Below are 13,860 nucleotides of genomic sequence, written 5' to 3'. Positions count from 1 at the left end.
GAATGTCTGTTCGTAAAATAGAAGACAATAACAAAAAACCTTGGCTCTGCGAGTGTTACCCGCAGGGCCGTTCTGGTAAGCGTATTCGTAAACGCTTCGCTACTAAAGGCGAAGCGCTTGCATTTGAAAAGTTCACCATGGCCGAGGTTGATGATAAACCTTGGCTTGGTGAAAAGAAGGACTTACGCACACTCCAAGACTTGGTCGAGCTCTGGTACAAACTTCACGGCCAGTACCTTAAATCGGCAGAAAAAGTGCACCCTCGCCTATGCACCATCGTTGAGGAACTAGGCAACCCGTTTGCAATCAAGTTTACCGCAAAAGAATTTGTTCATTGGCGTTCTAGCCGAAAAGCAAAAAACCGATACGGGGATGTGACTACTGCAGGGAAATCGATTTCCGCACCTACTAATAATCTCGATTTGAGATATTTACGAGCCGTCTTCAATGAGCTTATTTCCCTTGGCGAGTGGACCCAGCCAAACCCACTTGCCAGTGTTAAATCGATTCAAGTTACTGAATCAGAAATGGGCTTTTTCTCAAATGAAGATATTACGGCGCTATTCGACAGGATCAGCAAAAGTAAACGAGCCAAAGAATATGAACTAGTTTGCAAGATTTGCTTGTCTACTGGTGCACGTATTTCCGAAGCTAATAACCTTCGTCTTACACAGATTACGAAATACAAGATTACGTTTCTTGATACCAAAAGTAAAAAGAACCGTACTGTGCCAATCACAGAAAAACTCTATGGCGAGTTGATAAAGTTTAAGCGAACGGGCGAAAAGGATAAATTATTTAAATGCTGTCTTCACGGCATCGCGTATATTGTTAACAAATCATTTCCTGACTTACCCGAAGGACAAAACACGCACGTGTTTCGTCATACGTTTGCCAGTCGGTTTATGGAAGCAGGTGGAAACATTCTGGTACTACAAAAAATCCTCGGTCATAGTGACATCAAAATGACAATGCGTTATGCCCATTTTTCACCCGATCACCTGATTCAAGCAGCCGAGTTAAACCCCATTTCCAGCTTGGGATTGTAGCGGTACATTTAAAAAAAGTGGCGGCAAAATGGCGGCAAACTTTCCTGATACTGGTGATTATTGGACTATATTGGCAAAAGCACCATTTCATAAGGCATTGATATAGTTAGATAGCCCTTGTTCTTACAGGGCTCACAGAATGGCTATGTATTACACTAAGTAAGATTTAATACCGCGTCTTAACGCCCGTTAAGGCGCGGTTATTTCGATAGGAACCCCATTCTGTGCAGCGATTGCTGCTTTAGCCTTCACGTTTTTCATACCGAATTCATCCAACCACCACTTTAACTCTTTCGGCACTTTGAGTTCATCTTTCTCGCCATTACTACGAGTCAAAGGCTCATGTGCTTCTAAGAACACACTTCTGTCAGGCTCAAGTGTCATTTTGATAGGCTGGTTAATGATGTTAACGTCTTCACCGTTACGAACCTTGTCAAATAACCACTCAATGTCACTTGGGTCCATACGAATACAACCCGCGCTGACCCGCATACCAATCCCAAAGTCCTTGTTGGTACCATGAATTAGGTATTCGCCATTCCCGTAAGCTAAACGCAATGCAAACATACCAAGTGGATTATCAGGCCCCGCAGGAACAACGGCTGGTAGGTCAATGCCCTTTGCTTTGTACTCGGCACGAATAGAGGCTGGAGGAGTCCATGTAGGGTTCGGTCGTTTTTGGCTGATACGCGTTGTCATTACTGGGGTATCGCGCCCTATTCGGCCAATTCCGACAGGAAATACATGGACAATATCCTCTCCTTTCGGAAAGTAATATAAGCGCAGCTCGGCTAGATTAATAACGATACCTTTATAAGGTACGTCTGGGAGGATTAGCTGTGTCGGAATAGTAAGAACATGCCCCTCTTCTGGTAAGAAGGGATCCACGCCTTTGTTTGCGGCCATTAAACCTAGCATACCCACATCGTAGAGCTTAGCGATATTTGCCATGGTTTCGCCTTCTTGCACGACGTGGTTTTCAAGGCGACCAATTAAACGGCTTCCATCCTCTGGTAATTCGTACATCTTAGCGAATGATAGACCACTCACTAAAGATAACGACACAGATAGCAGGGTACGTTTTGCGAAACTCATTGATCGCTTTTTGCTAAGCATTTCACTCTATTCCTTGGCACTTTTAAAGAGCTGTAAGGTTATCTCTCTTTCTGTCTTGTGATCAACCATCGGCTTGTGATATTCCAGTAAAGAAAAGCCCTCCCAAGTCCAAGGTTTATGGATGTATTTGTTCGGTACACTTTTGATTTCTGGTACCCAGTGGCGCACAAATTCACCATTAGCATCGAACTTTTCGCCTTGGCTTATCGGGTTGAAAATACGAAAGTATGGCTGCCCGTCACAGCCCGTAGAGGCAGACCATTGCCAGCCACCATTGTTCGCTGCAAAATCGCCGTCCACCAGCTTACTCATGAAGTACGCTTCTCCCCATCGCCAATCAACATGTAAGTCCTTGGTAAGAAAGCTCGCGACAATCATACGTAATCGGTTGTGCATCCAGCCTGTTTGATTGAGCTGACGCATTGCTGCATCAACGATTGGGTATCCTGTTGTTCCTGTCTTCCATCGCTCAAAGGCTTTCTCATCATAGGACCACTGGATTTTATCCTCCCAATCGATAAATCCTTTGCCTTTGACGAGTTTTGGTTCGAAAACCAATAGGTGCTGATAAAACTCACGCCAAATGATCTCACTTAGCCAAGTTGCTTTCCCTTCTGTAAGGTCATTTTGTTGATTTTCAGCATACAAACGAGCAATACACTGCCTTGGTGATAGCGCGCCAATCGCAAGGTATGGAGACAGTTGGCTAGTGCCATCAATAGCTGGAAAGTCTCGCTCGCTTTGATACGCGTCACTGCGCTCCCGTGCAAATTCCCTAAGCTGCTTCAAAATATCATTAGTCGAAGCCAGCCAGTCTTCACTGGATTCTCGAGGATAGCTAAATGTGAAGCTTGAATTAAATCGAGCCGACTCTAATTGTTCGAGTACCTTTTTATTGAGTGGCGCTTGCTCGTGAGGTTTTACTACCGTCGGCATATGGAACTGCGTTAACCAAGCACGCTTGAATGGCGTAAATACCTTAAAATATTCGCCTTGCTTATTAAGAACCGTCGTTGGCGCGTGCACACATTTGTCATGAAACAGTTCAAATTCGATATCGTGAGAAGCTAACGCTTCACTTACTTGTGTATCCAGCTCTCGTTCGTTCACCTCATAATGAATGTTTGCCATAACAGACGTGGCTTCAAGTGTTTCCGCCCACCCACTAATCACATCTGTACAATCGAAAAACGACGGCACCTCTTTGTACAAAAAAGGAATATTAAGGCTTTCAAGCTCCTCGTTAAGACAAGCTAAGCGACGAGCAATGAGGTCTGCCTGCATCGGCGCCATGTGATGCTCCCGCCACTGCTCTGGCGTCGCGATAAAGCAAGCGACAACAGGCTGACCTGAATCCAACGCCGCTTTGAGTGCCGTGTGGTCTAACGCACGTAAGTCACGTCGAAACCATACTAAAACCATGGTAGCTCCTATCTTTTGTCTACTAAGTTAGGTGTAATTTCTCTATCACTTCAGAGCACCCCATCCGATCACCTAACTGTGCGTGAAGCATTTTGATGGACGCTACTTGTTTAGCAGCTAGCGCTTTGTTGGAGAAAAGGTAGATAAACGAACCATTTTCAACGACCTCGTGATCTAGTAGACCAGAAACATCATCAACCTTATCGATCAAAGTCGTGTGATACCCTTGTTCGCAAAGCTTCGCTGCTTGAATCCAACTCTCAGACTCTCTGTTTTGTTCAAAGCTAATGAGCAGACACTTTCCTTTGGAAGCGGCTTTGTTTTCAGAATCGATAACAAGGGCAAGTCGAATGATCAAACAAGTCTGAAATAACCCTACCTGTAAAGATCGCAGCGATCCTTTTACCATGTCTAGCGCATCAAATACTGGGCTAATAAACTGATCAATAACGAGTTTTAGTGGATACTCTTTAAGAACAGAGGCAAGTAAACTCTCTGCTTTTCCTCGATTCAGGGTAGACAGCGCAAGCAGCATGTTTTCAACTTCTTCGAGTGTGCGAACCTCGTTTTTGACTTCGACATCGGCGCTTTTTCCTAGCAGCCCCTTCACTTTACCAATCGAAATCCCCTTCGCGAGCCAGCTCTGGACTTCGCGAATCGTATCGAGATCTTGCTGGCGATAAAGTCTGTGTCCTTTTTCAGTTCGCTGAGGTTGGATCAAGTTGTATCTTCGTTGCCAAGCTCTCAGCGTAACTGGTTTTACACCCGTGATTTCTGCGACATCTCGGATCGCGTATAGTTTTTCTTCTGAACTACAAACCATAGCGTAATCTCATCTCCTGCGGATACGGTTCTAAAAACTTCTGTTTTGCTAAATATTCGTCTGGGTAAGTATTTAAGTAATGCTTAATCAATGTAAGTGGTGCTAGCAGAGGCAGCATTCCGATACGGTAGTCGTGAATCACTGTCGCTAACTCTTCTTTTTCTTCTTTAGTTAGTGAGCGTTTGAAGTACCCTTGTAAATGCATCAACACATTTGTGTTGTTTTTGCGGCTAGCCCGATTCGTTAACGCCTTCATAAGTCCTAAACGATACTCTTGGTAAAAGTCTTCAATTTCATAATTAGCGACATCAGCGACTAAGCGGCCAAGGGAGCGGTATGACTCTGGGTGGTGTGCCATTAACGTCAGTTTGTAGCGCGAATGAAAGTCGATGATTTTGCCACGAGTAGGCTCACCATCCATCGAGCCGTAAAAGTCATTTAGACAAAATACTCGAGTAATAAAATTTTCTTTCAATACAGGATCGTTAAGTCTGCCATCCTCTTCAACAGGCAACCAAGGCATTTTTTGCATCAATGTTTGTGTATACAAGCCAACACCTTCTTTCGCAGCACTGTTCTTGCTGTAAACCTTGACTCGCTCCATGCCACAAGTTGGTGACTTGGCACAAACGATGTAACCACAAAGCTGCTCGCTTTGAAGTTCATCTACTTTATTGGCCGAGTAAGTGAGCATATTGTCGGTATGATCATTTTCTGGATTTTTGGTTTCAACCAATGCAACACGCTCTTCATTAGAAACAAGACGAATTGTTGGACGGGGTACTGGCATACCTACGCCGACTTCAGGGCATACCGAAACAAAGTCAAAATACGGGCTGAGCTCTTTAGTCACAAAGTTGCTCACCTTATGACCAGAGTCAAAACGCACTCGTTCACCCAAAACACACGAACTGATACCTACTTTGATTGAAGATTCCATGATGACGCATCCCTATACAAAAAGTTTTGTTGTATAACTTATAGCAAGCCTTTCCAGATTGTACAAGAAAATAAGTTGTACAATTTAATCGTTTTACTTCACTCGAAAGTATTTCGATCAACCAGCTGTCAGAAAAAAGTTTGGCCCAAAAACAAAGAATTTGTGCGCGCAATCGACAAACTGCTCAAAAGCAAATCGATTGCTCTTTTGATTTCAACAGATTTGGTTATCAATAGTAGTTGCAGTTTCTAAATGCGTGGTTTTTGTGACTAAGCTCTCAAGGGGCTACTGTACGTCCCGATATTATTGCCTCAACGAAAACGAACAAGTTCAACAGAATTGGTAATAGCGTTCTATAATAGAGGCGTTTTATCAAAACAAAACTTTGGAGAGCACTTATGGCAACCCCACACATTAACGCACAACCAGGTGATTTCGCTGAAACAGTTCTAATGCCAGGCGACCCGTTGCGCGCTAAATACATCGCTGAAACGTTCCTAGAAGATGTGAAACAAGTTTGTGACGTTCGCAACATGTTCGGCTTTACTGGCACTTACAAAGGCAAAAAAGTTTCTGTAATGGGCCACGGCATGGGTATCCCGTCTTGCTGTATCTACGTACACGAGCTAATCGCTGAATACGGCGTGAAAAACGTTATCCGTGTGGGTAGCTGTGGTGCAGTACGTGACGACGTGAAACTAATGGACGTTGTTATCGGTATGGGTGCTTCTACAGACTCTAAAGTTAACCGTATCCGTTTCAACAACCACGATTTCGCAGCAATCGCTGATTACGGTCTTCTAGAAGAAGCAGTTAACCAAGCGCGCGCTCAGGAAGTGCCTGTAAAAGTAGGTAACGTATTCTCTGCTGACCTGTTCTACACACCAGAAGCAGACATCTTCGAGAAGATGGAAAAACTAGGCATCCTAGGTGTAGACATGGAAGCGGCTGGTATCTACGGCGTAGCAGCTGACCTAGGCGCGAAAGCACTGACTATCCTGACAGTTTCTGACCACATCATCCGTGGTGAAAAACTAAGCTCAGAAGAGCGTCAGAAGTCGTTCAACGACATGATGAAAGTTGCACTAGAAACTGCAATCAACATCTAAGAACAAATAGTAAGTAATAATTTGCAGCCAGAGTTATGCTGGCTGCCCGAATTATCCCGAGGGGGCGATTGTGTCTAACGGCGAACTGCCAAAAGACGCAGATGGGTTACAACTCAACTTTTGTAAAACATTGGCGTGTGACAACTTTGGATTGAGTGATGCAAAGCGTTACGTTCTGCAACATGCGAACCCTAAGCGTCCGGCGATGGTATGCCGTGAATGTGGAGCTTTCCCCCCCTTACTTAATAATCGCGATGTCGTGAACGAACTTCATCGCCTGCGGCACGTCCACAGTGACGGGTTGCCTGCTTGCCGTAATGATGATTGCGACAACTTTGGACTTTCTGTCCACACTCACAAACACCTCTATCACGCTTTCGGTTACAGTGGCGATCGCCAACGTTACCGCTGTAAAGTGTGTCAAAGTACCTTTGTCGACAAGTGGTCTGGTGCCAACAAGAAGCTTCAATTTCAAGAGAACTTGATGGGCTTGTTGTTTACGGGATATTCCGTACGAGAAATCTGCCGTAAGCTTAGTATTAACCCAAAAACCTTTTACGACCATGTTGACCATATAGCTAGCCGCTGCCGCCGTAAGCTGGCAACCATTGATGCGCGCTGGGTAAACCACGCAACGCATTATGAATTGGCCTCAAACTATATTGCATTGCAACCGAACAGCAATAATGGTGTGTATTGGATTGTTTCTGGCGAAGCGCATTCTGGCTATATTCTTTGCCAGCACGTCAATTATTCCGCTGATGAAGAGCCAATCGCAACTCTCGATCATAATCCTTACGATGAGGTGTCTCGTTTTGTTTCCCAGGAGTACGTAGCGGAAGCAAGTGAGCCGCTTGCGGAACCTTCTTATCACCTCAGAGAGCGAATTGACCAAAAATACCAAACAATTTTGGCTCGCGGTAACGTAGAAGACCCTCTTGGTAATCTATCTGTATTTCATTACCCTTCAAAAGGGGCATTAGTCCGTCCGCCATACACCTCGTATGCACACTATTTGCACGTACTTGATATGTGCTGCCCAAACAAACGTGTATCTCTATACATGCCTCAAGATCCCCTACTACGTTCAGCTGCACTGAGCGTTTGTTTACCTCGTATTAAAGAGAAAAGTGTCGACTTGATGTACGTAGAAGAGGACGCTAGTTGGGACATGAGCACTCCCTTTGGCAAAGTCGATATCGCCTATATGAGTTGGTGGCGCGATCGTTGGGCAATCTCTAGTCAAAACGAAAACCACAAAGGCATTTGCTACCTCGCTGGCGATCAAAATGAGCCTGAAAAATGGTTTAACGTTGCGACAACTCGTCATGTGAAGTTTTATCAAAACCGCTTTCAGATTCTTTTCGAAAGCTTCATTAACGAGCCACGTCGCAAATTACGACCTGCTGGTATTTTACCTCTTTTAGATATATTCAGAGCTTGGCATAATTTGTGCTATCAGGATAAACAAGGTCTTACCGCTGCACAAAGGTTAGAAGTCTCTGATGCACCTTTGACAATCAAACAGCTCCTATCGTAGCTATTCTATTGGTAATTTAGATGTAGTAATTAGGGGTTGTAACGGTATACATTACGGCCCCTGATCGTTTACCAAAACGTTATCCGCATCGCTTTGGTAAAGAAACATGCATCTAACCACTTAATATTAGGTGTGATTTCCAGTTCGATAGTCATGGATGTGAACGTTGGATAAAAACCAAATTCAGCTAGAAGATGATCTCACTAAGCTTAAAGGCCAAATAAAATCGGCCCCTAAACATACCTTTAATATTGCGCAGCAATATCGTATCCGCGCGGAACAAATTTTATTTGTGGACGGAGAGATCAAAGCCTTACTCATCATGGCGCAATGCTGTTGGTGCCTAATGGATTACCGACAAGGCTTAAAACTCGTCAAAGACGCTTACAGCAAACAAACACAGCTTGAAACCGACGATCATCTCCCGGAAATTCTCCATCTTTTTGCACTCCAATATTGGGGCCAAGCAAAGTATTATTCCGCGCAACAATATTGGATTAATGCGCTCGAACAATCTGCTCTTGTTGATGATGTTGAAATTCAAATCGAATCTCTAATTGGGCTTGGTAATGTATGGCGCATCACTAATGAACACCAACTTGCCGCTTCAACTCATGAGTTAGCCGTTAAAGTGGCAAACAATGTTCGTATTGCTTGGTTAGAAGGCAAAGCGCGCATCCTATTAGCTTGGGACTATTACATACTAAATAAGTTTGTCGAGATGCTTACGGTACTAGATGGAGCAACCGAAGTATTAAAAGATCATGATGACAGTACGTGGCAAGCCGAGATCTGGGACTTTAAAGGGTTAGCACTGCTTGGACTAGAACGCCTTGATGCGGCCGAAGAAGCCACCCAAAAAGCCCACCAGCTTGCCATTGAGCATGACCTCGTTTGGATGAAAGCACACTCTTTTATTAGCCGAGCAAGACTTGAGCTTTTGCGCCAAAATACAGACAGCGCTGCCAAGTTGCTACTTGCAGCAGAAGAATCTGCACTCAGTTTCGACCACGGTGAGCTACTCAGCCAAATTTGCTTCCAACAATCACGAGTCGCTGAAGAACAAGGTGACTTTGAGTCTGCGTTTAACGCGTTCAAGAAATACCGTAAGCACGCACTCAAAATGCTCAAAGAACAAACTCATCGAATCAGCATGGATAAAGCAAGAGGCTCTAAACGCCAACTAGAGCAGCGAGCACGTAAGCTGATCAATCATATTCGCTCTCAACACGAATACGACCCTGAAAAACAGTTCTCTAATGTCGTTTCTGAGACCTACTGGTGGGAACAGTTAGTTTTGTTTAAAACGGAGCTCAAACGCTCTAACCACGCCATCATTATGATTCAGCATTCAAACCCCGAAGTTCTCGATGTTTGTACCGAGCTCGTTCATGCATTGACAACCTCCAGCGACCTCATCTCGAGAATTTCCAGTAACAGGCTAGCAATGTTAATTGCAGAAAAAGGTCAAGCAGCAGAAGAGGTCTACCGCACTGTCCAAGCGATGTTAGACATCTATCCATGGAAGCGACGCGGAATCAAAGGCCCTAAACCGATACTGTATTTGCAAGATATCCTGACCTTCCCATTCACGTTAGAACAGCTCGAAGAAAGTTATATTGAGGTAATGAAGAATGGAACAACTGCTTAGCAAGGTGACTGACGCAGGTATCGATCCTTCTTCCGTTTCAGGTGAAGAAGCGATTACGCTATGGGAACACATAGGGTTACATATTGCGTCAACAAACCGAGAGAAAGCGCATTGCTATATCATTAGCGCCGAGTATCGAAGAGAGATCAAACAGCTCAACGACAGCATTAGTGAATTGAAACAAGCGCTTGAGTTGCTTGTTTTACCAGAGGATGTAGAAGATATTCTTTCAGTGAAAGCAAGCTTGAGTGAGCGTTTAGTTGAAGTAGGTGACTACAATGCGGCATTAACCGAGTATGTTGCTTCAACCAATATCGCCGTCGAGTACGGCTATATTGATGAGTACGTATTGGCCATTATTGGAATGGGTAATTTGTGCGATGCCTATGGGGATCACCAACGTGCATTACGTTATTATCAAAAAATAGATGCTATCGATCACGCTATTGGCAGTCGATCCCTACGCCTTCGTTACAAGCTGTACATGCTTGCATGTTATATCAGCTTAAACCGTACCGCAGACGCCAAAGAACTATTGAGTGAATGTGAAGAACTGAGCATTCTCGTCAGTGATAAAAACCTCGCCGCACAAATTCACCTCTACCGAGCCAAATTACATCGTCTGCAAGAAGACTACCCCAATGCGTTGCTGGCTATTTCGAATGTTCAGTATACAACGGGTAGTGCCACGACATACTGGTTATCCACGATGGTCAAAATTGAGACTGCGTATTGTCTAAACGGTGTAGGGCACACTTCTTTAGCTAATTTAACGTTGGACTCCATCAGTAAAAGGATTCAAAAGCAGCTATCTCCTATCGTTACTCAGCATTTTTATAACGCGATGAGTCAAGTTTACGCCTCTCAAGGGTTGTATCAAGAAGCATTAAATTGTGAAAAAAAAGCGCATAGAATCGAATCTGATCTTGTAAAACATATTCCGATCGGTGAGTTAGGGTCTGCTCAACTACGCCGACTTTCACGCTTTGAGTTACAACTCAAACTCATTTTGTCAGAGCTAGAAAACAAAGAACTAAAAGAAACCACCAAGCAGCATAAAAATACTGTTGCTCAGCTACAGCAGGACGTCTTTACCGATCCACTTACGTCTTTACACAACCGACGCTGGTTAGAAGTTAAACTAAAAGATCTACTTCTGCACGATACTGCATTTGCATTGATGGTCATCGATATCGATCACTTCAAATCCATCAATGACGAACTAAGCCACTTGGTTGGCGACAAAGCGATCAAAAGTGTGTCACAGGAACTGGCGTCCTACTTCAGATTTAAAGGCGCATCGTGCGTACGATTTGGTGGTGAAGAGTTCCTCGTGATCCTTGAGAATACCCAACTGGAACGCGCAGAAATGCATGCCGAGAATTATCGTGAACGGATTTATCAATATGGTTGGGACGATATTCTTGGTGAACGGGGGCTGACCGTATCCATAGGGATTACCTTGCATCGAGAAGGCGAGAATACTCAGCGAACTTTTTATCGTGCAGACAAAGCTCTTTATCGCGCCAAAGCCAATGGCAGAAACCAAGTCTGTACCGAACTTTAAACCATGCCCCGGTTGACACCTGGGGCTTTAGTATACTTTTTACTTATCCTTCCTATATCACTTCACTGCTTGTTTAAATAAGTACTCAGCAACACCTTAGCTGCCAATAAACATCAGTGGATACTTACATCGCATAAACATAATTCCTACATAAAAACCGCTTGATTCATCTGTAGTTAAGACAAATACTTAAATTGTTAATTTACGTAGATTTTCCATTTCGCAATACGCACAGGTAGGTAAGATGTTTCTAGACTATTTTGCACTTGGGTTACTCATCTTCGTTGCTTTAGTGATCTTTTACGGAATCATTGTCATCCATGATATTCCATATGAAATCGCCAAAGAGAGAGAGCACCCGCACCAAGACGCAATTCACTACGCTGGCTGGGTCAGCCTTTTCACTTTGCATGCGCTGTGGCCATTTTTATGGATCTGGGCAACATTATGGCGCAAGGAACGCGGCTGGGGTTTTAAACAACTAGAACAAGAAACACACGACATTCATCACCGCCTTGAAGAACTCATCGATGAAGTCAACGAACTCAAAAACGAAGTATCGATGTTGAAACAACAAAAGATTCAGCAAAAGCCTTTGCCTGAACAAAGTAAAGAGGACGAATAATGGACTTATTGCTGATTCTGACTTACGCAGCTCTTTGTATTGCCATTTTTAAAATTTTCAATATTCCTCTAAACAAATGGACCGTTCCAACCGCCGTACTTGGCGGCGTAGTGTTAGTGGGCACACTCGTGCTGCTTATGAACTACAACCACCCATTTACTCAATTGGGTAACCAAGTGTTCCCGACTACGCCTATCGTCTCTGGCGTGCGTGGCCGCGTGGTGGAAGTGCCAGTCCAGGCCAACCAACCGCTCAAAACGGGCGATATTCTTTTCAAAATCGATCCTGTGCCTTTTGAAGCAGAAGTTGCTCGCCTGGAAGCGAAAGTCAAAGAAGCAAGCCAAGGTGCGTTGGGCTTAGAGTCTGATCTAAGAGAGGCAGAAGCTGCTGTATTGAAAGCGCAAGCGGACAGAGATAAAGCACAAAGGGAATTTAGCCGATATCAAAGGGGCTTTGATCGTGGCGCGTTTACTGAACAAGATTTGGATACTCGACGCCAAGCGTATAAAGCGGCAGAAGCCATGTTAGACGTTGCGATTTTGCAACAAGAACAAGCGCAAATCGCTCTGGACTCTGAAATCGGAGGCGAAAATACCCAAGTCGCGCAACTTCTTGCCGAGCTGCGTAAAGCAGAGTTTAACCTAGAGCAAACCGTCGTTCGTGCGCCAACCGATGGTTACGTTACGCAATTGGCTTTACGTCCTGGAGTGATGGCTGTGCCGTTGCCACTTGCCCCGGCAATGACCTTCGTACATACCGAAGACATTACGTACACCGCGGCATTCAGACAGAACTCATTACAACGCTTGAAGCCAGGCTTTGAAGCAGAATTTATGTTCCGCGCAATTCCGGGCAAAGTGTTCCGTGGCGAAGTCATTGACGTGATTCCAGCCATTGGTGAAAGCCAAATTCAAGCGCGAGGCGCTCTGCTTGGGACTGATGCCTTGCGCACGAGCGGACGTGTTTTTGCGAAGCTGAAAATTACCGACGACTTGAGTGGATACCACCTACCAATGGGTACTGCGGTTGAAGTTGCAGTTTATTCAGACAGCTTTACTCACGTATCAGTGATGCGCAAAGTGCTTATTCGTATGAAGAGCTGGCAGAACTATTTATACCTCGACCATTAATGAACATATAGCGCATTCATTTATTGGTAAAAATAACATCAAACCGTGTAATCAGGGGCTGACGATCAGCCCCTGATTCATTCTAGCCATCCAGATAGATAGCATTCCCACTTTTATTAATATTCTGTATAATGCGCGCCTTATTTTTAATGCTTGCTAAAACCAAAGCCAGTCAAAGGGATGCGTGAATCAAATCACACATTTCCTGAAGAAAAATAGAGCAAACAATAAGCAGCTTGGTTGTTTTGAATATATGTTACACAATCAAATAACTAACGCTTTCCAACAATATAAATGAACGTTCTTTAAAATCGACTATTGAACTGAGGTTATCTATGAATCTTTCCGCTAAAACTGTTGTGGTTATTGCAATCGGTGCTGCTCTTTACGGTATCGGCGGCTTACCTATGTTTGGCATCCCTGTGTTTGCAAACACAACGCTAAAACCAGCAATGGCAGTATTAGCATTGTTCTCAGTACTATTTGGACCACTTGTTGGCTTCTTGGTTGGTTTTATTGGTCACTGGGTTACTGACCTATTTGCAGGTTGGGGCGTATGGCTCACTTGGGTACTTGGTTCAGGTATCGTTGGTTTGATTATCGGTCTATTCCCTTCTCTAACGCGCTACCGTTTGGAGAAAGGTGATTTCAATATGAAAGACTTCGCGTTATTCGTAGTACTTGCGCTATTAGGCAACGTATTTGGTTACGGTTGCTCTGCATTCCTCGACACGATTTTATACGCAGAACCGTTCACTAAAGTGTTTACCCAGCTTTCTATTATCGCGATCGGTAACACCATTCTTATTGCTATTGTTGGCTTCTTCATTCTTAAGTCTGTCGCTAAACGTAACAAGCAAAGCCGTAACTTAACAGAGGCTTAATGTC

General features: G+C 44.2%; 12 protein-coding genes. 8 read left to right on the top strand and 4 right to left on the bottom strand.

All coding sequences use genetic code 11. From position 1 onward, the window contains the following. Positions 1–2 precede the first annotated feature (2 nt). On the top strand, positions 3–1,049 hold the full coding sequence (locus R7E47_RS01905; protein ID WP_318083641.1) for a tyrosine-type recombinase/integrase: 1,047 nt from the start codon (positions 3–5) through the stop codon (positions 1,047–1,049). Positions 1,050–1,238: 189 nt separating this feature from the next. Here R7E47_RS01905 and R7E47_RS01900 read toward each other — a convergent pair whose 3' ends face one another. The 4 genes from R7E47_RS01900 to R7E47_RS01885 are packed head-to-tail and all read right to left on the bottom strand — an operon-like array spanning position 1,239 to position 5,350. After that, on the bottom strand, positions 1,239–2,165 hold the full coding sequence (locus R7E47_RS01900) for a L,D-transpeptidase family protein (protein ID WP_025768560.1): 927 nt from the start codon (positions 2,163–2,165) through the stop codon (positions 1,239–1,241). A 6-nt stretch (positions 2,166–2,171) separates the two neighbouring features. Next, positions 2,172–3,587 carry a deoxyribodipyrimidine photo-lyase gene (gene phrB, locus R7E47_RS01895; protein ID WP_258669823.1) on the bottom strand — a complete coding sequence of 472 codons (1,416 nt, stop codon included), beginning with the start codon at positions 3,585–3,587 and terminating at the stop codon, positions 2,172–2,174. Between the two features lie 22 nt (positions 3,588–3,609). Continuing rightward, positions 3,610–4,410, bottom strand: coding sequence for a MerR family transcriptional regulator (locus R7E47_RS01890; protein WP_318083640.1), 801 nt, complete (start codon positions 4,408–4,410; stop codon positions 3,610–3,612). Then, a complete protein-coding gene (locus R7E47_RS01885; protein ID WP_053350049.1) occupies positions 4,400–5,350 on the bottom strand; it encodes a YbgA family protein in 951 nt (316 codons plus the stop codon). Before R7E47_RS01885 ends, R7E47_RS01890 begins: the two co-directional genes overlap by 11 nt. A gap of 398 nt (positions 5,351–5,748) precedes the next feature. Between R7E47_RS01885 and deoD the strand changes: the two genes are divergently transcribed. From deoD to R7E47_RS01850, 7 genes are all read left to right on the top strand, one after another. Continuing rightward, positions 5,749–6,459 (top strand): purine-nucleoside phosphorylase, encoded by a 711-nt coding sequence (gene deoD / locus R7E47_RS01880; RefSeq protein ID WP_005375140.1) that lies wholly within the window; start codon positions 5,749–5,751, stop codon positions 6,457–6,459. A gap of 70 nt (positions 6,460–6,529) precedes the next feature. Continuing rightward, entirely contained in the window at positions 6,530–7,999 is a 1,470-nt protein-coding gene (locus R7E47_RS01875; RefSeq protein ID WP_005375138.1) for a hypothetical protein, read from the top strand. A 166-nt stretch (positions 8,000–8,165) separates the two neighbouring features. Then, complete coding sequence (locus R7E47_RS01870; protein ID WP_318083639.1) at positions 8,166–9,650, top strand: hypothetical protein; 1,485 nt, start codon at positions 8,166–8,168, stop codon at positions 9,648–9,650. Then, entirely contained in the window at positions 9,634–11,217 is a 1,584-nt protein-coding gene (locus R7E47_RS01865; RefSeq protein ID WP_053307917.1) for a GGDEF domain-containing protein, read from the top strand. The genes R7E47_RS01870 and R7E47_RS01865 overlap by 17 nt, the downstream gene beginning before the upstream one ends. 244 nt (positions 11,218–11,461) lie before the next feature. Then, complete coding sequence (locus R7E47_RS01860; protein ID WP_005375135.1) at positions 11,462–11,842, top strand: DUF3302 domain-containing protein; 381 nt, start codon at positions 11,462–11,464, stop codon at positions 11,840–11,842. Then, entirely contained in the window at positions 11,842–12,972 is a 1,131-nt protein-coding gene (locus R7E47_RS01855) for an HlyD family secretion protein (RefSeq protein ID WP_005375134.1), read from the top strand. Before R7E47_RS01860 ends, R7E47_RS01855 begins: the two co-directional genes overlap by 1 nt. A gap of 335 nt (positions 12,973–13,307) precedes the next feature. Further along, positions 13,308–13,856, top strand: a complete 549-nt coding sequence (locus R7E47_RS01850; protein WP_005375133.1) for an ECF-type riboflavin transporter substrate-binding protein — start codon at positions 13,308–13,310, stop codon at positions 13,854–13,856. The last annotated feature ends 4 nt before the right edge of the window (positions 13,857–13,860 follow it).

This window comes from Vibrio sp. Vb1026 (assembly GCF_033338745.1).
In the GTDB taxonomy this organism is placed as follows: Bacteria; Pseudomonadota; Gammaproteobacteria; order Enterobacterales; family Vibrionaceae; genus Vibrio; species Vibrio alginolyticus.
The sequence above is the reverse complement of the archived record's forward strand: the minus strand, read 5'-3'. Positions and strand labels throughout refer to the sequence as shown.